At 63.6% G+C, this 19609-nt stretch carries 19 protein-coding genes and 1 riboswitch; of the genes, 9 read left to right on the top strand and 10 right to left on the bottom strand.

Features of this window, described 5'->3' with window-relative positions; genetic code table 11:
• The first annotated feature begins 71 nt into the window (after positions 1 to 71).
• Positions 72 to 1721 carry a hypothetical protein gene (locus NKI66_RS00990; protein ID WP_352750563.1) on the top strand — a complete coding sequence of 550 codons (1650 nt, stop codon included), beginning with the start codon at positions 72 to 74 and terminating at the stop codon, positions 1719 to 1721.
• Positions 1722 to 1750: 29 nt separating this feature from the next.
• Here the strand turns inward: NKI66_RS00990 and NKI66_RS00985 are convergent, their stop codons facing one another.
• From NKI66_RS00985 to NKI66_RS00970, 4 genes are read right to left on the bottom strand one after another with little or no spacing between them, the layout of a single operon-like run.
• Positions 1751 to 2050: a CcdB family protein gene (locus NKI66_RS00985; RefSeq protein WP_023814293.1), complete on the bottom strand. Its 300-nt coding sequence runs from the start codon at positions 2048 to 2050 to the stop codon at positions 1751 to 1753.
• Positions 2050 to 2292: a type II toxin-antitoxin system CcdA family antitoxin gene (locus NKI66_RS00980; protein WP_031213967.1), complete on the bottom strand. Its 243-nt coding sequence runs from the start codon at positions 2290 to 2292 to the stop codon at positions 2050 to 2052. The genes NKI66_RS00985 and NKI66_RS00980 overlap by 1 nt, the downstream gene beginning before the upstream one ends.
• 57 nt (positions 2293 to 2349) lie before the next feature.
• Positions 2350 to 4170, bottom strand: a complete 1821-nt coding sequence (locus tag NKI66_RS00975) for an ABC-F family ATP-binding cassette domain-containing protein (RefSeq protein WP_023814295.1) — start codon at positions 4168 to 4170, stop codon at positions 2350 to 2352.
• Between the two features lies 1 nt (position 4171).
• Entirely contained in the window at positions 4172 to 4816 is a 645-nt protein-coding gene (locus NKI66_RS00970) for a thiamine diphosphokinase (RefSeq protein ID WP_023814296.1), read from the bottom strand.
• Between the two features lie 87 nt (positions 4817 to 4903).
• Positions 4904 to 5018: riboswitch (TPP riboswitch) on the top strand.
• A gap of 43 nt (positions 5019 to 5061) precedes the next feature.
• Here NKI66_RS00970 and thiB point away from each other — a divergent pair.
• The 4 genes from thiB (at position 5062) to NKI66_RS00950 (ending at position 10433) form a co-directional block, all read left to right on the top strand.
• Positions 5062 to 6060, top strand: coding sequence for a thiamine ABC transporter substrate binding subunit (thiB, locus tag NKI66_RS00965; protein WP_023814297.1), 999 nt, complete (start codon positions 5062 to 5064; stop codon positions 6058 to 6060).
• Between the two features lie 243 nt (positions 6061 to 6303).
• A complete protein-coding gene (thiP, locus tag NKI66_RS00960) occupies positions 6304 to 7923 on the top strand; it encodes a thiamine/thiamine pyrophosphate ABC transporter permease (RefSeq protein WP_023814298.1) in 1620 nt (539 codons plus the stop codon).
• The gene (thiQ, locus tag NKI66_RS00955; RefSeq protein WP_023814299.1) at positions 7916 to 8707 is read left to right on the top strand and encodes a thiamine ABC transporter ATP-binding protein; all 792 of its coding nucleotides are present in this window, start codon (positions 7916 to 7918) and stop codon (positions 8705 to 8707) included. Before thiP ends, thiQ begins: the two co-directional genes overlap by 8 nt.
• Positions 8708 to 8963: 256 nt before the next feature.
• Positions 8964 to 10433, top strand: a complete 1470-nt coding sequence (locus tag NKI66_RS00950; protein WP_023814300.1) for a M48 family metalloprotease — start codon at positions 8964 to 8966, stop codon at positions 10431 to 10433.
• A 24-nt stretch (positions 10434 to 10457) separates the two neighbouring features.
• Here NKI66_RS00950 and NKI66_RS00945 read toward each other — a convergent pair whose 3' ends face one another.
• Positions 10458 to 11321, bottom strand: coding sequence for an RNA polymerase factor sigma-32 (locus tag NKI66_RS00945; RefSeq protein ID WP_023814301.1), 864 nt, complete (start codon positions 11319 to 11321; stop codon positions 10458 to 10460).
• 323 nt (positions 11322 to 11644) lie between these two features.
• Between NKI66_RS00945 and NKI66_RS00940 the strand changes: the two genes are divergently transcribed.
• The 3 genes from NKI66_RS00940 (at position 11645) to NKI66_RS00930 (ending at position 14004) form a co-directional block, all read left to right on the top strand.
• Complete coding sequence (locus NKI66_RS00940) at positions 11645 to 12418, top strand: amino acid ABC transporter substrate-binding protein (RefSeq protein ID WP_023814302.1); 774 nt, start codon at positions 11645 to 11647, stop codon at positions 12416 to 12418.
• A gap of 138 nt (positions 12419 to 12556) precedes the next feature.
• Positions 12557 to 13237: an amino acid ABC transporter permease gene (locus NKI66_RS00935; RefSeq protein WP_031213968.1), complete on the top strand. Its 681-nt coding sequence runs from the start codon at positions 12557 to 12559 to the stop codon at positions 13235 to 13237.
• Complete coding sequence (locus NKI66_RS00930; RefSeq protein WP_352750560.1) at positions 13234 to 14004, top strand: amino acid ABC transporter ATP-binding protein; 771 nt, start codon at positions 13234 to 13236, stop codon at positions 14002 to 14004. Before NKI66_RS00935 ends, NKI66_RS00930 begins: the two co-directional genes overlap by 4 nt.
• 184 nt (positions 14005 to 14188) lie before the next feature.
• On the opposite strand, the gene NKI66_RS00925 is transcribed toward NKI66_RS00930, so the two are convergent.
• Positions 14189 to 14806 carry a LysE family translocator gene (locus tag NKI66_RS00925; protein WP_023814305.1) on the bottom strand — a complete coding sequence of 206 codons (618 nt, stop codon included), beginning with the start codon at positions 14804 to 14806 and terminating at the stop codon, positions 14189 to 14191.
• Positions 14807 to 14963: 157 nt separating this feature from the next.
• A complete protein-coding gene (locus tag NKI66_RS00920) occupies positions 14964 to 15623 on the bottom strand; it encodes a response regulator (protein ID WP_352750559.1) in 660 nt (219 codons plus the stop codon).
• A gap of 129 nt (positions 15624 to 15752) precedes the next feature.
• On the opposite strand from NKI66_RS00920, the gene NKI66_RS00915 reads away from it, so the two are divergent.
• Complete coding sequence (locus tag NKI66_RS00915) at positions 15753 to 17522, top strand: hybrid sensor histidine kinase/response regulator (protein WP_023814307.1); 1770 nt, start codon at positions 15753 to 15755, stop codon at positions 17520 to 17522.
• A gap of 172 nt (positions 17523 to 17694) precedes the next feature.
• On the opposite strand, the gene NKI66_RS00910 is transcribed toward NKI66_RS00915, so the two are convergent.
• From NKI66_RS00910 to NKI66_RS00900, 3 genes are all read right to left on the bottom strand, one after another.
• Positions 17695 to 18276, bottom strand: coding sequence for a CarD family transcriptional regulator (locus NKI66_RS00910; RefSeq protein WP_013529179.1), 582 nt, complete (start codon positions 18274 to 18276; stop codon positions 17695 to 17697).
• A gap of 366 nt (positions 18277 to 18642) precedes the next feature.
• A complete protein-coding gene (gene fdxA / locus NKI66_RS00905) occupies positions 18643 to 18981 on the bottom strand; it encodes a ferredoxin FdxA (RefSeq protein WP_023699302.1) in 339 nt (112 codons plus the stop codon).
• 235 nt (positions 18982 to 19216) lie between these two features.
• Positions 19217 to 19603 carry an RNA-binding S4 domain-containing protein gene (locus NKI66_RS00900; protein ID WP_023814308.1) on the bottom strand — a complete coding sequence of 129 codons (387 nt, stop codon included), beginning with the start codon at positions 19601 to 19603 and terminating at the stop codon, positions 19217 to 19219.
• Positions 19604 to 19609: the final 6 nt, after the last annotated feature.

The following is a 19609-nucleotide window of genomic DNA, read 5'->3' as shown; positions in this document are numbered from 1 at the left end:
TGAAGCCTTTCCGGGCATCGCGGCCGATTTGCGGGGGCCGGCGCGGAAACAAAATACAGGTCGACTGAAGCATGGCAGATTACGTTGCTATTCTGAAAAAGGCGCTCGGCAAGCATGGCGACGAGACGCCGGAAAAGCGTACGCGCATCTATGCCAGCGTTCGGACCATGCTGGCGAAGAAGCTTGAGGAATATTCGCCGCCGCCGGCCGCCGAAGCCATAGCCACGCAGATGCGTTCGCTGGAAGACGCGATCGCGAGTGTCGAGCGGGACTATGCCAAGAGCCTGCCGGAGACCGATCCGCTGGCGGAGCTGGAACACATCTTTTCGTCGATCGATCGCAACAAGAATCAGCCGAGCCATACACGGCAGCCGGCCAAGGCCGAATCGGCCTGGCCGGCACCGCCCGCTGCAAAGCCTGAATCTTATCAGCCCGCGCCACCACCTGCCGCCAAGGTCGAGCCGAGCTGGCAAAGGGCGACGCCGGCGCCTTCCCAGCTGGCTCGCGCCGACACGCCTCTTCCAGGTATGGATGCCGACGGGGAGGAGGACGAGGCCGATGTCTTTTCCAGCGACGGAGAGCCGGTGTCGGACACCTTCCAGCGCCTGCGTCCCGCCGAGCGCAAGCGCAGCTATGGTGGGCTGATCACGGCCGTCGTCGCTCTTCTGGTCGTAGCCGGCGGCGGCTACGGAATCTGGCTGAACAAGGATGCCTTCGGCAAAATGCTTGGGCTTGGCGGCAATCAGGTCGCCAAGACCGAGCCGGTGAAACCAGCGCCTGCCAAGCCGGCAACCGATGCCGCGGCAGCGCCTCCGGCGCCCGCGGCTGGCGGCACGGAAGCCGAAAGCACGAAATTCACGCAGCGGCTGACGCCGCAGGGCAGTGAAGTCGACCCGGGTCCGGCCGGTGGCCAAAGCGGCATCGGCGAAGGCGAATCGGTCGCCGCGCTGACCACGCCGCCCTCGGCGACGAACCCACCGGCGATTTCCGCTCCGGCCGCAGGCACACCTGCCGCGGCAGCGCCCCCCGCTACAGGTGCCGCCCCCGCAACACCGCCTGCCAACGGAGCTGCCCCGGCAGCGCCAGCCGATGCTGCCGGCACGCCGACCGCACCGGCCGGCGCCGCGCCGCCCGCCACGGCAGCTGCGCCTGCGGAAGCCGCTCTGCCTGTCGGCCAGAAGGCGATCTTCTATGAGGAGCGTACCAGCACTGCCCAGGGTTCCGCCGAGCCCGGCAACATCGTCTGGTCGCTGGTGCAGGAATCGCCCGGTGGCGACCTGCCGCCGGAGCCGGCGATCCGCGCCGAGGCCACCATTCCCGGCAAGGACATCCAGTTGCGCATGACCATCCGCCGCAACACCGACCAGACACTGCCGGCCAGCCATATCATCGAGATGATCTTCCTGACGCCCGACGGTTTCGAGGGCGGCGGTGTCGACAACATCCTGCGCGTCGCCATGAAGGGTTCGGAACAGGATGCCGGCAGCCCGTTGATCGGCATTCCGGCCAAGATCGCCGACGGCTTCTTCCTCGTCGCGCTCAACGATACCAAGGCCGACGAAGACGCCAACATGACCCTGCTTCGCGGCCAGGACTGGATCGACGTACCTGTCGTCTACAAGACCGGACGGCGGGCACTGCTGACCATGGAAAAGGGCATTCCCGGCGAGAAGGTGTTCGACGAGGCAATCAAGGCCTGGCAGGCGAAGACGGCGGGCTGAGAAGGAAGCCGGCCCGAAGCCTCGTTGACTCAGAAGCCCTGGAAAAACATATCGAGCGCGGCGACGATGTCGTCGTGGTGCCGGGAGAGATTTCCCTCGGCATCCGGCAATTCAGAGGCCATCAAGGCTGACATGAACTGCGTGACCATTACATGATCTTTGCCATCGATAGCGAAGGTCGGATTTAGTCGGCGGCCCGGAACCGGGGCTATGTTGGGCGGCATCAACGGAATGACGACCCTCGTGCTCAGTCCTTCAAGAAGGTCGGACTGAACATCGAGAAAATAGCCGCCGCCTTCAGCATTCCGATAAAGATCGTAACGTGCCATCAAAACAGCCGGTATTTGGCCAATGGCAGTCCGTTGCGCCTGACATATTCATTGGAGCTTTCAATGGCTTCTTTGTTTTCCTCTTGCCATCGACGCGTCTTTTCCGCCGCAATCGCTTTCGCGATCCCCGCCTCGGCGGCGCGGGAAATGTTGATGCCCAACGCTTTGGCGTCATTGATCAATTGAGAATCAATGGACGTGTTGACGGATTGCCGTTGAGGTTTTGGTGTCGATTGAAGCATGGAATCGCTCTCTTTTATGCGCATAATATAGGCGCATAAAAGTTCACACACAATCCCTTACCCTTCCATCTCCTCGCGCAGCATCTCCAGTTCCAGCCACTCTTCCTCCAGCGCCGCCAGCGTAGCGCGCTCCTTGTCGAGGGCGGCGATGGTTTTCTGGAAGGAGGCCGGGTCGCGCTCGTAATAGGCCGGATCGGCGATGTTGTTCTCCAGCCTTGAAATCGAAGCCGTCACAGCCTCGATTTTCTTGGGCAGCGATTCCAGCGCGAATTTCTGTTTGAACGATAGTTTCTTCGCCGGCCCCTTTGGCGCGGCCGCTTCACTTCTGGTCGTCACTGGCGCTTCGCCGTTTTCGGCCTTCGCGCGCGCCTTGCGGTCGTCCAGCCTGGTGCCGCCGCGCTGCGCCAGCATGTCGGAGTAGCCGCCGGCATATTCGATCCAGCGGCCTTCACCATCCGGCGCGATCAGGCTGGTCACGGTGCGGTCGAGGAAATCGCGGTCGTGGCTGACCAGGATGACGGTGCCGGCAAAGCCGGCGACCAGTTCCTGCAGCAGTTCCAGCGTTTCCATATCGAGATCGTTGGTCGGCTCGTCGAGCACCAGAAGGTTTGCCGGCCGCGCTAGCACCCGCGCCAGCAAGAGCCGTGCCCGTTCTCCGCCGGACAACTCGCGCACCGGCGTGCGTGCCTGCTCCGGCTTGAACAGGAAATCCTTCATGTAGGAGACGACGTGGCGCTGCTCGCCATTGATGACGAGGTTCTCGCCGCGCCCGTCGGTGAGATATTGCGCCAGCGTCTCCTGCGGGTCGACCGCCTCGCGCTTCTGGTCGAGCGTGGCGATCTCCAGATTGGTGCCGAGCCGCACCGAACCGGCGTCCGGCTTCATCTCGCCGGTCAGCATCTTCAAGAGCGTCGTCTTGCCGGCGCCGTTCGGCCCGACCAGGCCGACGCGATCGCCGCGCTGGATGCGGGTCGAAAACCCCTTGACCACGGTGAGATCGCCAAAGCTCTTCTCGATGTTCTTCGCCTCGATCACCAGCTTGCCGGACTCGGCGGCGTCGCTCGCCACCATGGTCGCCGACCCTTCGGCACCGCGATGGCCGCGAAAACGCTGGCGCATGGTCTGCAACTCGCCGAGCCGGCGCATGTTTCGCTTGCGCCGCGCCGTCACGCCGTAGCGCAGCCAATGCTCTTCGCGAACGATCTGGCGGCCGAGTTTATGCTGCTCGCGCTCTTCTTCCTCCAGGACCAGGTCGCGCCATTCCTCGAAATGGCCAAAGCCCTTGTCCAGCCTGCGGGTCTGGCCGCGATCGAGCCAGATGGTGGCGCGCGACACACGTTCGAGAAAGCGGCGGTCGTGCGAGATGACGATCAGTGCCGAGGAGGTGCGGATGAGTTCTTCTTCCAGCCATTCGATGACCGAGAGGTCGAGATGGTTGGTCGGCTCATCGAGCAGCAGGATGTCTGGCTCCGGCGCCATGACGCGGGCAAGGGCAGCACGCCTCGCCTCGCCGCCCGACAGATCGTTCGGACGTTCCTCACCCGACAGTCCGAGATGCTCCATCAGATAGCTGGCGCGGTAGGGATCGTCGGCAGGGCCAAGCCCGGCCTCGACATAGGCGCGGACAGTGGCAAAGCCCTCCATGTCGGGCATCTGCGGCAAATAGCGGATAGTTGCCGAAGGCTGGCGGAACACCTCGCCGTCCTGCGGCTCGATCAGGCCAGCGGCGATCTTCAGCAGGGTCGACTTGCCCGACCCGTTGCGGCCGACCAGTGCGATCTTGTCGCCGGCCGAAGCCGTCAAGGCGGCGCCGTCGAGCAGCGGCGTGCCGCCGAAGGTCAGTTTTATCCCGTCGAGGTTGAGAAGAGGCGGGGCCATGTCAGCTTTCAGGTAAGGGATAGGGATGAGCGAGCAGCATCGCGCGGCCATGGTCCAGTGCGATTTCGAGGCGGCCCTTGACCTCGTTGGAAATGGTCAGCGACGAACCGAAGGCCACCTTGACGTGGTTCAGCGGCCATTTGGCGCCGGTGACGGTCAGGCCGGCGAGCTCGGAAAAGCCGAGCACCGAAAACAGCGTGCCATCGGCATAGTCGAAGCCGGCCGTTCCGCGCAGCAGGGGAATGCCTTCCTGCGCGCCGCTGGTCAGGAGTACATCAGTCCCGGCCTCGGCCAGCCGCAGGGCAAGCGCCAGATGCAGGAAAGCGTGGTCGGCGCGCTTGCCGCCGAAAGCACCTGCGAGCACCAGGTGGGTCGCGCCGCGCTCGAGTGCGGCGGCAATGGCCAGTTCGCCATCGGTCTGGTCCTTTTCCGCCGGGAAGGTCCGGCGCGGCACGGAAGCGAGATCGTCAGGCAGCTTGGCTGGCACGGAATCGAAATCGCCCACCCACAGTTCGGGCACGAGACCCAGCAGCCGCGCATGCCCGATGCCGGCGTCGGCGGCGATGACGCGGGACCCTTCGGCCTGGCGGTCGAGCCGTGGCGTGCGGATGAGATCGCCGCCAAGCAGGATGGTGAATGTGCTCATATCGTGTGGCCCTTACCAGCCCGGCACGGGAAACGGAAGGCGGCAAACTCCCACTTGCATGGGGGATCGGCCCGGCCTATGTGTCGAAACGCTCTAACGGGGTGCCGGACGCGATTTTCGCGGACCGGCTGAGAGGCAGTCTCGCCAACCCGCTGAACCTGATCCGGTTTGTACCGGCGGAGGGATTAGACGTTTCGGACAGTCCGACGCCTCAATTCCTTTCAATACGAACGAAGGAGGCGCCGATGCGCACGCTTTTATACGCTCTTGTTTCAGCAACGGTCGTGGCCTTGTCCGGGCCGGCCTTGGCCAAGGACAAGCTCACCGTCTACACCTATGATAGCTTCACCGCCGACTGGGGTCCGGGTCCCGTGGTGAAGAAGGAGTTCGAGGCCGAATGCGGCTGCGATGTCGAGTTCGTCTCGGTCGCCGACGGCGTCGCGCTGCTCAACCGCGTCAGATTGGAAGGCGCATCGACCAAGGCCGATATCGTGCTTGGCCTCGACACCAATCTCACCACCGATGCCAAGGCGTCAGGCTTGTTCGCGCCGCATGGCGGCGTAACTGATGTCAACGTGCCGGGTGGCTGGAGCGACGATACTTTTGTCCCCTTTGACTACGGATATTTCGCCGTCGTCTACGACACCGAGAAGCTGAAGAACCCGCCGAAAAGCCTGAAAGAGCTGGTCGAGGGCAGTGCCGATGACAAGATCGTCATCCAGGATCCGCGCACCTCCACGCCGGGCCTCGGTCTGCTTCTGTGGGTCAAGTCGGTCTATGGCGACAAGGCGCCAGAGGCCTGGGCCAAGCTCAAGGCGAAAGTGCTGACCGTGACGCCGGGCTGGAGCGAGGCCTATGGGCTGTTCACCAAGGGCGAGGCGCCGATGGTGCTGTCCTACACGACGTCGCCAGCCTACCACATGATCGCCGAGAAGACAGAGCGCTATCAGGCAGCGTCGTTCGAGGAGGGCGAGTATTTGCAGATAGAAGTCGCGGGTATCACCACGGCGGGGGCCAAGAACCCGCTGGCGGCCAAGTTCATCGCCTTCATGACCGGGCCGAAATTCCAGGATGCCATCCCCGAGACCAACTGGATGTTCCCGGCCGGCAAGACCGACAAGCCGCTCAATCCGGCCTTCGACAAACTGGTCAAGCCGACCAAGACCTTGCTGTTCAGCCCGCAAGAGGTCGCTGCCAACCGCAAGGCTTGGGTCGATGAATGGCTGGCGGTGATGAGCAAGTAGGCTTGCGAGTTCTTTTGATGTTCGCGCCACTCCACCCCCCTCTGGCCTGCCGGCAATCTCCCCCTCAAGGGGGGAGATTGGCAGCGTCGTTGCTGGTTATAGTCCGGCAACGTTGGAGACTAGCGGAAGCATGGGTGACGGCCGATCTCCTCCCTGGAGGGGGAGATGTCCGGCAGGACAGAGGGGGGCGCCAAGGAACGCAATCCTTTGTAATTGCCGCGATGGAAAGAATGGTGGTCCAGCGTGCAACGCGCGTCTGACCCCCGCATCACCGCTGGCACCCTCGCGCTCGCTGCAATCGCGCTGCTGATCGGCGGCGCGTTTGCTGGCCTGCTTTTCGAGGGCGCCCATGATTTCTCGGGCGCCTGGGCAACCTTCGATCCCTATCTGCTTCGCGTCATTCGCTTCACGCTCTGGCAAGCGGCGCTCTCGACGCTGCTTTCGGTCATCCCGGCGCTGTTCGTGGCGCGCGCTCTGTCGCGGCACCCACGTTTCTTCGCTCGCGCCTTCATCCTGCAGATCTTCGCCGTGCCGTTGGCGCTGCCGGCTATTGTCGCAGCACTCGGCATCCTGGCGCTTTATGGCCGTGCCGGCTATTTCGCCGGCGTGCTTGCCGTGATCGGCGGGGGAAGCTGGCCGGGCATCTATGGCCTGTCCGGCATCCTCGTCGCCCATGTCTTCTTCAACCTGCCGCTGGCGACGCGGCTGTTCCTCGAGGCGCTGCAGACCATACCGGCCGACCAATGGCGGTTGGCGAGCCAGCTCGGCATGGCGGCGCGGCCGGCGTTCCGGCTGATCGAATGGCCAACGCTGCGCGCCGCACTGCCCGGCGTCGCCGGGCTGGTGTTCATGCTCTGCATCACATCCTTCACCATCGTGCTGACGCTCGGCGGCGGGCCGGCCGCGACGACGCTTGAGGTCGGCATCTACCAGGCGCTGCGCTTCGATTTCGATCCCGCGCGGGCCGTTACACTGACGCTGTTGCAGATCGCCTTGACCTTTATCGTTGTGCTGGCCCTGACGCGCCTAGGCGCCAATGTGGTCGGCGACACCAATTTGCCGGTCGCGCAACGCCGCTATCTCTCGGTCAATCGGAGCGAGACCTGGTTGAACGCGCTAGTCATCATCCTGGCGCTGCTGTTCGTCGTTGGGCCGATGGCGGCAACCGTGGTGGCCGGGTTGGGTGCGGACCTCGGCCGTTTGGCCAGCGAGGCCACCGTCCGGCAGGCAACGCTGACCAGCGCAGCGCTCGCCTTCCTGTCGGCGCTGCTTTCGGTGATGCTGTCGCTGGCGCTGACCATGGCGCGGCGGGCACTGGCGCTGAACCGCCGTGCCGGCGCAAAGGCACTGCTCGAACGCGCCACCGATACAGGCGCCGGTTTTGTCCTTGTCGTGCCGCCGATCGTCGTCGGCGCTGGCTGGTTCCTGTTGCTGCGCCATGTCGGCGATGCCTTCGCCATCGCCCCGGTCATGGTCGTCACCGTCAATGCGGTGATGGCGATGCCGTTCGCCCTACGCGCCGTGCGTCCCGCCTATGATGCGGCGAGCGAGCGTCACGAACGGCTCTGCGCACAGCTCGGCATTGCGGGCTGGAACCGGCTGATGCTGGTCGACTGGCCGTCGCTGCGGCGACCGCTCGCCACGGCCTTCGCTTTCGCCATGGCGCTGTCGCTCGGCGATCTCGGTGTCATTGCCCTGTTCGGCAGTGATTCCGTGCAGACATTGCCCTACCTTCTTCTGGCACGGATGGGCAGCTACCGCACCGAGGATGCCGCCGGCCTGGCACTGCTGCTCGGCTTCGTCTGTCTCGCGTTGATCGTGGCGGCGCACTGGCTGGGAAGGGAGAAGGTCCGCGATGCGTGAGAGGGCGGCCAACAGGCTCGAAAAGGGCGCGCCGGTGCGGCTGGACAATGTGTCGTTCAGTTATGGCAGCTATGGCGATGCGCCACTTGTCTTCGACGTCGAGTTCGCCACGGCGAAGATCACCGCCATCATGGGTCCGAGCGGTTCGGGCAAGTCGACGCTGCTCAATCTGGTCGCCGGCTTCGAGACCCCACAATCGGGCCGCGTGCTGATCGGCGGGGCCGATGTCAGCGCCGAGCCGGCCTCGGCGCGGCCGGTGTCGATGGTGTTCCAGGAGAACAATCTCTTCGCGCATCTTTCCGTCGAGCAGAATGTCGGGCTCGGCCGCTCGCCCTCCCTGGGACTGACCGAGGCGGACCGCGTCGCGGTCGCCGAGGCGCTTGCGCGCACCGGTCTCGCGGGCAAGGAGAAACGCCTGCCGCGCGAGCTCTCCGGGGGCGAACGCCAGCGCGTCGCACTGGCCCGCGTGCTGGTGCGCGACCGACCGGTGTTGCTGCTCGACGAGCCCTTCGCTTCGCTCGGACCCGCTTTGCGCGACGAGATGCTGGATCTGGTTGCTGCCGTTCATGCCGAACGCGCCATGACGGTGCTATTTGTCACCCACCAGCCCGAGGATGCACGCCGCATCGGCGAGCACATGGTGTTTGTCGACAATGGGTTGGTGGCCGCAACCGGCAAGGCTGATGATTTCTTTACCGGGGCTGGGCCGGAGGCGTTCCGGCGCTATATCGGCGCGGGTGCTGGATATTCCACATCACGCGATGTTGCCCGGAAGCGGACATAATTTACGGTCAAACCGGCTCCAGGCGATGTGGCGTTTGCTTGCCATGACCGGGGGAGTGTGGCTAGGTCGCCCTACCGGTCCGGCACAGGCCGTGATTTGCCTGCAGTATCCGCCGCCCGCCCTAAGGGACGGGCACGGATGCTGCAGCAGTTTGAGATGGCGCATGACACGTTCCGAAGATCGCCCCCGATTTTCGTGGTCATGCGCCGGGACCCGAAAGGAAGCCGTTCTGGCGATCGGCGCTAACACATTGGGAATGAAACCGCTGGCGCGTTTTCTCGCGCTGGCCGGTTTTGCCGTGGCGTTGGCAAGCTGCCAGATGTTCACGCCGCCGGAAGTTCAGGAATCCGGCTTCCAGCCTTCCGACAAGCCGATCACGGTGGACAATGTCGGCGCCAACAACAAGCTCGCCGAATTGGCCAAGGCGCAGCACCCGCGCATCCTGGCGACTTATGGCGGTGAATATTCCGACCCCAAGCTCGAACGCATGGTCGCCAAGGTGGTCGGTAGTTTGACGGTGGTGTCCGCCAACCCGACACAGACCTATCGCATCACCATTTTAAATTCGCCCAACGTCAACGCCTTCGCGCTGCCGGGCGGCTATCTCTACATCACCCGCGGCCTCCTGGCGCTGGCCAATGATTCGGCCGAGCTTGCCGCCGTCATCGCGCATGAGATGGGCCACGTCACCGCCAATCACGGCCTGCAGCGCCAGCAACTGGAGGCCGAGGAAGGCCTGGCCACCAAGGTGGTTTCGGACGTGCTCGGCGACAGCCCGACCGCCAAGGCGGCGTTGATCCGCGGCAAGCTGAGGCTGGCGCAATTTTCGCGCAACCAGGAGCTGGAAGCCGACGCCATCGGCATCAAATCGATCGGCGAGGCCGGCTACGATCCTTTCGCCGCAGGCCGCTTCCTTCAATCGATGTCGGCCTATACCGATTTCCGCTCGATCAGCGGCGCCACCGATGCCAGCCTGGACTTCCTGGCCACGCACCCCAACACGCCGCAGCGCATCGATCTGGCGCAGCGCCATGCCCGCCAGTTCGGCGCGCCGGGCGTCGGCACGCGCGACCGCGATTCCTTCCTCGCCGGCATAGACGGCCTGCTCTATGGCGACACACCCGAGGAAGGCTATGTGCGCGGCGAAACCTTCCTGCACCCGGGCCTTGGCGTGTCGTTCACGGTGCCGGACGGCTTCATCATCGACAATTCGGCGGCAGCGGTGACGGCCACCGGCCCCGGCGACATAGCGATCCGTTTCGATGGCGTTTCCATCGACAAGAACCGGGCGCTGACGGACTATATCCGCAGCGGCTGGGTGGCTGGTCTCGTCGACAGCAGCGTCAAGCAGGAAACCATCAACGGCAATGAGGCGGCGACCGCGCATGCCGGCGCCGAAGGCTGGCAGTTCGACATTGCGGTGATCCGCGCCGGCGGCCAGGTCTACCGGCTGCTGACCGCGGCCCCTTCCGCCAGCACGTCGCTGGACACGATCGCCCGCTCGGTCAGCGGCTCGTTCCGGATTTTGAGCGCTGCCGAAAAGGCGGCGCTGAAGCCGCTGCACATCCGCGTCGTCACCGTCCAGTCTGGGCAGACGATGGGTTCGCTTTCGGCGCAGATGGTCGGCGTCGACCGCAAGCTCGACCTGTTCCGCGTGCTCAATGCGCTGTCGCCGGGTGCCGCCGTTTCGGCCGGCGACAAGGTCAAGATCGTCACCGACAAGTAGGCGCCGCTGGACGCCTGCCGCCGTTCAGGCGGCAGTCGCCATGAACTCCGGATTCTGCTTCACCAATGCGACCTTGAGCTTTTCCATGGCGCGGGCCTCGATCTGGCGGACGCGTTCCTTGGAGATGCCGAGCGTTTCGCCGAGCGCTTCGAGTGTGGCGCCCTCGTCGTTCAGCCGCCGTTCCTCGATGATCCTCAGTTCCCGTGCGTTGAGCGCGCGAAGCGCCTCCCTCAGCCAGAGCGAGCGGCGCGCGACATCGATCTTGTCGCCGACGATCTCGTCGGGCAGCGGATCGTCCGAAATCAGGAAATCCATGCGCTCGGTCGAACCCGCATCGTCGGCAATAGGCATGTTGAGCGAGGAGTCGGGCGCCGAGAGCCGCGAATCCATCATCGCCACATCGGCTTCGGAGACGCCAAGCGCCTCCGAGACCTCGCGATAGAGCGTGGCGTTGGAGAGCGGCTCCGTGCCATTCGCCAACCGCGCGCGCAGGCGTCGCAAATTGAAGAACAGCGCCTTCTGGGCCGAGCTGGTGCCACCACGCACGATAGACCAGTTGCGCAGGATATAGTCCTGCATCGAGGCGCGAATCCACCATGTCGCATAGGTCGAGAACCGCACCTCGCGCTCCGGCTCGAAGCGGGCGGCGGCCTCGAGCAGTCCGACATGACCCTCCTGAACCAGGTCGCCGAGCGGCAGGCCGTAATGGCGGAATTTGGAGGCCATGGAAATGACCAGCCGCATATGGGCGACGGTGATGCTGTGCAGCGCGTTCTGGTCGTTGTCCTCTTTCCAGAGCAATGCAAGCCGATGCTCTTCGTCACGCTCGAGGTAGGGAGCCTTCATTGCCGCGCGGACCATGATCCGTCCTGCCGTGTCTTCCATCATGAGGCGCTCCCTGGGTGGTGCGGATGACTTTGCAAACTTGGCTGGCGCCCGGGTTGAAATGGCGGCGTCGTGCCCTACAACAGCCAGAACTGCCATGCGCGGGAAAGGTTCCGCGACCGTGGCGGCGGGATTGTGTTGCCTGAAGGATTCCCAGGACGGTTCGTGATGGCTGCGATGACGAGCAGAAAGTTCCAGTTGGAGAACTGGGTTTCATAAATCGGTTGTTTTTGAAATTCTGTTCCTTATTTTTTCGGCTTGCATCTGTCAGTTTCCAGCGCTCACAAATATGCCGGCCAGCCGGCCAAGGACGGGATCACAGAAAAATGAAATGGCTCAAATCGCTCATTATCGCCGGAACGCTGCAGGCCCTGGCTGTCACTGCAGGCCATGCCGGCCCCAATCTCGACCAGATCAAGCACGCCGGTGTCATCAAGGTCGGCACGGAAGGCACCTATGCGCCGTTCACCTACCATGACACGTCCGGTGCACTGGTCGGCTTCGACGTCGAAATCGCCAAGGCGATCGCCGACAAGCTTGGCGTCAAGGCCGAGTTCCTCGAAGGCAAGTGGGATGGACTGATCGCCGGCCTCGACGCCAATCGCTACGATGCCGTTATCAATCAGGTCGGCATCACCGACGCCCGCAAGGCAAAGTACGACTTCTCCGATCCCTACATCGCCTCTAAGGCGGTGCTGATCGTGCGCGGCGACAACACCGACATCAAGAGCTTCGCCGATCTCAAGGGCAAGAAGTCGGCGCAGTCGCTGACCTCGAATTTCGGCAAGCTGGCCGAAACGAACGGCGCCGAACTGGTCGGCACCGATGGCTTCGACCAGTCGATCCAGCTGCTTCTGACCGGCCGCGCCGACGCCACGATCAATGACAGTCTGTCGTTCCTCGACTTCAAGAAGCACAAGCCCGACGCCAATGTGAGGATCGCCGCGCAAGAGGAAAACGCCGACTATTCCGGCGTCATCGTGCGCAAGGGCGACCCGGAGCTGGTCGCCGCGATCAACAAGGCGCTGGCCGATATCAAGGCCGACGGCACCTACAAGAAGATCTCCGACACCTATTTCGGCCAGGACGTTTCGAAGTAATCCGGGAGGCGGGCCGGTCCGCCGCCCATGAGACTATCGAGCGGCGAGCCGTCTTTGACGGCCCGCCGCTTTTGTCGTGATATGGCCGACGCATTCTTGCTTTGACCAAGCTGCTTCGACCAATCTGGAGGGTCTTACGTGCCGCACTGGCTGCAACTGATGCTGGAGTCGCTGCCTTCGCTCCTGTGGGCGGCGCTGATCTTCACCGTGCCGCTGACGCTATTGTCCTTTGCTCTCGGCTTGACGGTCGGCCTGGGTGCTGCACTCGCCCGGCTGTTCGGCCCCAAGCCGCTGGTCGCGCTGGTGCGCTTCTATGTCTGGATCTTCCGCGGTACGCCGCTCCTGGTGCAGCTGTTCCTCATCTTCTACGGCCTGCCGTCGGTCGGGATCCTGCTCGACGCCTTCACGGCGGCGCTGATCGGCTTTACCTTGAACATCGGCGCCTACACGTCGGAAATCATTCGCGCGGCAATAGGCTCGGTGCCGAAAGGCCAGTGGGAAGCCGCCTATTCGATCGGCATGACCTGGGGCCAGGCGATGCGGCGCACCATTCTGCCGCAAGCCGGCCGGGTCGCGGTGCCGCCGCTCTCCAACACCTTCATCTCGCTGGTCAAGGACACGTCGCTGGCCGCCGCCATCACCGTGCCGGAGATGTTCCAGGCGGCGCAGCGCATCGTCGCCACCACCTATGAGCCGCTGATCCTCTATGTCGAGGCGGCGATCCTTTATCTGGCGCTGAGTTCGGTGCTGTCGGCCTTGCAGACGCGGCTGGAGATCCGGCTCAACCGCTATGGCGGCTTCCTGGAGGCACGCTCATGATCGGCCTCAGCAACATCGAAAAGCGCTTCGGCGACAATCTCGTGTTGAAGGGGGTGACGGTCACCATTGCCGAAGGCAGCGTCACGGCGCTGGTCGGACCTTCGGGCGGGGGGAAGAGCACCCTGCTGCGCTGCATCAACCTCCTGGAGATTCCGACTTCGGGCACGGTTCGGATCGGCGACGAGACGCTCGAATTCCACCCCGGCGGCAGGGTTCCGGCCAGGGATATCCAGCGCCTGCGGCTGCAGACCGGCATGGTGTTTCAGAATTTTCAACTGTTTCCGCATCGCACCGCGATCGAGAATGTCATGGAAGGGCTGGTGACGGTGCTGAGATGGCCGCCTGAGAGGGCACGCGAGCGGGCGCTGGCTTTGCTGGAGAAGGTGGGGATGGCGCACAAGGCCGACGCTTGGCCAGCGACCTTGTCCGGCGGCCAGCAGCAGCGCGTGGCGATCGCCCGCGCGTTGGCGCCGTCACCGAAAGTGCTGCTCTGCGACGAGCCGACTTCGGCGCTCGACCCGGAGCTGGCGCAAGAGGTAGTCGACGTGCTCGGCAAGCTCGCCAGCGAAGGCACGACCATGGTGATGGCGACGCATGATCTGCGCCTCGCCTCCAAGATCTCCCAGGAAGTGGTGTTCCTCGATGCCGGTGTCGTCGTCGAGAAGGGACCGGCCGCGGTGCTGTTCAACAATCCGGAGCAGCAGCGGACCAAGCGCTTCATTGCGACGCTGAAGCAGGAGGCTGAGAAGGAAGGCGGCGGCGCGTAAGCGCGCGGCCCAGAGTGTGTTGAATTCGGGTGATGGCCCCTGAAGGGGCGCCGGTTTCCGGGATATGTTGCCGGATGCGCGAGCAGGCCGTCAGCCGCCCTCCGGCATACTGCCCTTGCTGTCGGCAGCCGCTAAAATTTCACAGTCGGCTCTCCCCTGAAGCCGCGGCTTTTCATTTGCAGGTTCAGATATGATGGCTGACGAGCGCCACGCCAAGTCCGATGAGGATCGAACCGCATGTCTTGGGGATCACCCGTCCGGCGCCGCCGCCAGTGAACCGGCCAACGGCGAGCGAGGCGATGCCGACCGCCGCCAGGTCGGCCATCGAGAAGATGAGATTGACGACGATGCCGAGGATGAGGAATTGCAACCCTACGGCAAGGGCGGCTGACGGATCCACGAACTGCGGCAGGAAGGTCAGGAAGAACAGTGCCGTCTTGGGATTGAGGATCTCGACGACCATGCTGTCGCGAAATGTGTTCGGGGCCGGCCTGGCACCGTCCTCGCCCATCCGGTTCCAGCCCAGGAACATGGCAAGGCCCAGCGAAATGAGATATGTGGCGCCCGCCAATCGGATCATCGAGAAAGCGACCGGCGCGTGTTCCATCAGTGCGGCGAGTCCGACCGCCGCGGCCAGGATGTGCACGTAACAGCCGAGATGAACACCCAGTGCCGCCATCAATCCCGCCTGACGGCCATGGGCTAGCGTTTGCGCGGTCATGTAGAGAATCGCCGGCCCTGGCATGCAGGCGAAGGCGAGCGTTGCGAGGGCGAACGGAATCCAAAGATCCAGCGACGGCATGACGGCTCCTCCCATGTGATCAAGCCGTGGGAGGAGTAGGCTGGGGGTCAGGCCGAAAACATACGGCAGATGCCGTATTTGGATCGTGATCGGGCTTGGCTAATCTGCCGATGGTTAAGGGGACGTTGCGGGGTTGCCCATCGTCGCGGCTGCGATGTCAGCCGGCGGGCAATCCCAGACGAACCGCGTAGGCGGTCAGTTCGGCGGTGTTGTGGAGATTGAGCTTGCCCATCAGGTTTTCGCGATGCTTGCGAGCGGTCGGCAGGCTGATCCCCAACCGTTCGGCGATGTCGCGGGTGATCATGCCTTGCGCCACCAGTTGAAGGATCTGCCGTTCGCGCCGCATCAGCGGCACCGGGGAGAGGATTTCCTGTGCGGCTATCGGCTCGCTGCCCCTGCCCATATCGCTGACGGCGAAGCGAACGGTTTTCGCCAGATAGGTGCCTCCGTTCTTGACCGCTTCGATGGCGACGCCAAGTTCCTCGGGATCGCCGTCCTTGGTCAGGTAGGCGTTGGCGCCGGCACTGAGCGCGGCGCGCACCGTCCTCGGCTCGATATTGGCCGTCAGCACCACGATCCGCAGGCGTGGCGCCAAGGTCCTGATGGTGGCGATGAACTGCATCCCGGCGACACCTGGCATGCCGAGGTCGAGGATCAAAAGGTCGGCGCGCGTGCTTCGCAGCTGGCCAAGCAGCGCCTCGCCATCCGCAGCCTCGGCGACGACCGAGACATTGTCCATTGCCGAGATGAGCAGCTTCAGCCCCTCGCGCACGATGGCATGGTCGTCGGCGAGTATGGCGGTGAGCGGGCGATTCATCAGGGCACCATCCAGGACTGCAGCGGCGTATATGGATCAATCGCCAATCTATGCGAAACAGGTTGCCGGTAGATCAACGGTACCGGGGAAGACCGCCCGGAGAATACTTGGGGCAATTGGAGGGCTTCGATGCAGGAAGACAAGATACGCCAGGCCCTGATCGAACTCCTGTATCGCAATTCCTACGGCGTGGTCATCTCCAACATCGTGATCTCGATGGCGGCGGTCTATGTGCTGAGAACGGCCGTTTCCACCAATTGGCTGATCGGCTGGCTAGCGGCGCTGTATCTGCTGACGGCTATCCGGGTGCTGGCGTCGCGCCGTTTTTTCAGCCGCGCCCGGGATCGCCACTCGATCTTGCGCTGGGCATGGCTGGCTACGGCGTTTTCCTGCATGTCGGGCCTTCTGTGGGGTGTGCTTGGCTGGGTCGGCTTCATGCCCGAGGCGCCGATCGTGCTGTCCTTCACGGTCATTGTCCTGACTGGTCTCGTCTGCGGCACGGTGCCGTCTCTGTCGGCCTTTCCACCGGCGCTGGTTGGTTCCATCCTGGCAACGGTGGTGCCGGTCGCTCTTCGCTGCCTGACCACCCAAAGCGATATTTCCGGCGCCTTCCTGTTCCTGCTCGCATCGCTGGTGGCGATCAATTTCTACTACTGCCGTATCACCTACCGCATGCTGCGCGAAACCGTCAGCCTGCGATTGGAGAACGAAACGCTGGTCGAGCATCTGCAAGAGGAACGCGACAGGGCGCAAACCGCCGACCGTGCCAAGACGCGTTTTCTGGCGGCGGCGAGTCACGATCTGCGCCAACCGATCCATGCCCTGAGCCTGCTGGTCTCGACGCTTGCCGTTTTGGGGCAGCGCGGCGACGTACCCTCCGGCGAGGCGCGCGACCTGGCCAGCCGAGCGAAATCGGTTGTCAGCAACTTCAGTGGGCTGCTCAACGCTTTGCTCGATATCTCCCGGCTCGATGCGGGCATCGTCACGGTCGCGAGCGAGGCGGTGCCGCTGCGCGACCTCTTTGGTGATCTTCGCAATGAATTCGCCGCCGAGGCGAAACAGCGCGGACTTAGGTGGCGCGTGGTCGACAGCGGCCTCTACGTCGACAGCGACCCGATGATGCTGAAGCGCATTCTCAACAACCTGGTGTCGAATGCCTTTCGCTACACCAAGCAAGGTGGTGTCCTGCTGGGCTGTCGCCGGCGCGGCGCATGTGTGGAGATACAGGTCCTGGACAGCGGCCCCGGCATCCCCGCCGATCAGCAGGGGATGGTCTTCGAGGAGTTCGTGCAGTTGCAGAACCCGGCGCGGGACCGCACGCAAGGCCTGGGACTCGGGCTCGCCATCGTTCGCCGCACCGCCGAACTGTTGGGGCACCCCCTGAAATTGGCTTCGACATCCGGACGCGGTTCCCTGTTTTCCATCACCGTCGCGAAGGCCGGCGCGGTGCAAGCTCGCTTAGCGGTCGACACGACATCGCCGGTCAGCAGTGCCGCGGGCATCATCGTGGTCGAGGACGAGGGCGATGTTCTCGATGCCATGGTGCGCTTGCTCAGCCTGGAGGGACATCGTGTCTATCCCGGCCGCTCCGCCGGAGAGGCGCGGAAGGCCCATGCGGCGGCGCTGGCTGCCGGCGATGCGCCGGTCGACCTGATCATCGCAGACTACCGTCTCGAGAATGATACCACCGGCACCGACGCGATCCGTGCGCTTCACGCCCATATCGGCCGCGTTGTCCCGACCATCATCATCACCGGCGATACCTCGCCTTCGCGCCTCAAGGAGATCAGCGCCAGCGGCAGCCGCATCCTGCACAAGCCGATCGCCGACGAGGAATTGCGCGAAACCATTGCTGCGGTCTGCTTTGCTGGCAAGGCGACAAGTGGGGACAAACGTTAACCGAAAACGCGCGCTGGACGGCCCGGAGCGCGCCAGCAAGCCGCGATGCAGCACGCTGGTGCGCAGTACGTCATCAACATCGAAGCCGCCGCCCGAAAGCAAAAGAGGCCCCAGTCAAACCGGAGCCTCCAATCGTTTCAGGCAGGATCTCTCGAATCAAAGGCGAGAAGGATCAGGCAGCTTCTTCCTGCTCGGCCTCTTCATTGTCGGCCTTGGCGCCACGCTTAGGGCCCTTGTTGAGGTTGACCTCGATCAAGCGCACGGCTTCGGTTTCCGACATGCGGTTGACGGCCGCGATCTCGCGGGCCATGCGGTCGAGCGCCGCCTCATAGAGCTGGCGCTCGGAATAGGACTGCTCCGGCTGGTTGTCGGCACGGTAGAGGTCGCGCACGACTTCCGAGATCGAGATCAGGTCGCCCGAATTGATCTTCGCATCATATTCCTGGGCACGGCGCGACCACATGGTGCGCTTGACGCGGGCGCGGCCCTGCACGACCTTCAGCGCGCGCTCGACATAATCCTCTTCCGACAGCTTGCGCATGCCGATGGAGGTCGCCTTGGCGACCGGCACCTTCAGGCGCATCTTGTCCTTCGAGAAGTCGATGACGAACAATTCCAGCTTGTGTCCAGCAACTTCCTGCTCGTCGATCGAGACGATCTGGCCGACGCCGTGCGCCGGGTAGACGATGTACTCGCCGGTCTTGAAACCGTGACGCGCAGCGGTGGACTTCTTCTGCGGGGTGATCGTTGCCATTACGCCCTGAACTCCTTGTTGTGGCACCGGCGTCCTGCCGGTCCGAACTCGCGCGATCGGGGAAGCCGATCGTTAGCCGCACAACAGATGAACCCATCGGAAAAGCCGGACCGGCAAACGCGACATTGCGACCGCCTGGCCCAGATCGCTCTGGTCCGAATGGGATTTTCACCTTTCAGTGATTTGGGGCGTCTGCGCCATAAATCGACGTTGTGTCACCGGCATGTTTCGCTGATGTAACACAAAAAGTCGGAAGAATCAAGGTTTTGCTGCACAAGCGAAGGCCACAGGCCAGCGCCGCCTGTCAAGCCGGTTAATGCGACGTGCCTCTTACCCAGCGTAATACCGGCCTTTGCGGCCGTGTTGTCAATCGCCTTCGCCGGGCTCTGCCGAGAAGTATTTCTCGAACTTGCCGGCCTCGCCGTCGAAGGATTTGGCGTCGGCCGGCGGTTCCTTCTTGGCGGTGATGTTGGGCCATTTGTCGGCGTATTCGGTGTTGACCTGCAGCCATTTGTCGAGGCCGGGTTCGGTGTCGGGCTTGATCGCGTCGGCCGGGCATTCCGGCTCGCAAACGCCGCAGTCGATGCACTCGTCGGGATGGATAACGAGCATGTTCTCGCCTTCGTAGAAACAGTCGACCGGACAGACTTCGATGCAGTCCATGTATTTGCATTTGATGCAATTGTCGGTCACGACATAGGTCATCGGTCGGCTCCGGGACGTCCCATTTTGTTGGGCTTTTTCCGTCAGGTAACGCCTTTGTCGACCGCTTGCAAGGGTGGCCATTGCGGACGGTGCCGGTGTTTCCGGAATGGAATTCCAGACTGCAGGCCCGGCGGAAGTCAGTCATGTCCCGCAGAGCGTCTGTTTGCCGGGCTCAGTTCTCGCCTCAGGCGTGCCGTTGTCCTAGAACCACTGCGTGTTTTTGGACGCCAGGCCATCAGTCTTCGCCGAGCAATCGGTCGGTCTGGCGACGTTCCTTCTTGGTCGGGCGGCCGCTGCCGGCCTCGCGCAGCCCCGGAATTGCATCGGGAGGGGCTTCGCCCTTCGGTGCCGGCGGTGGCGACATGTCCTCGTAAAGCGTACGGGCTTCCTCGGCCGGGCCGCGCCGCGCACCGGCGCCGAGCACCTTCCAGATGAAGATACGGCGCTCGAGCGTGATGGTCAGGACGTCGCCTGGCTTGACCTGATCGGAGGCCTGCGCTGCTTTGTCGCGATTGATGCGAACGCGGCCGGCGACGACCAGTTTTGCCGCCAGCGAGCGCGATTTCACGGCGCGTGAGAAGAACAGCCATTTGTCGATGCGCTGGCGGCCTTCGGCAACCATCGAAGC

This window comes from Mesorhizobium sp. M0518, from assembly GCF_040321125.1.
GTDB lineage: Bacteria > Pseudomonadota > Alphaproteobacteria > Rhizobiales > Rhizobiaceae > Mesorhizobium.
Note: the sequence above shows the minus strand (reverse complement) of the source record. Positions and strands in the feature narration are given on the sequence as shown.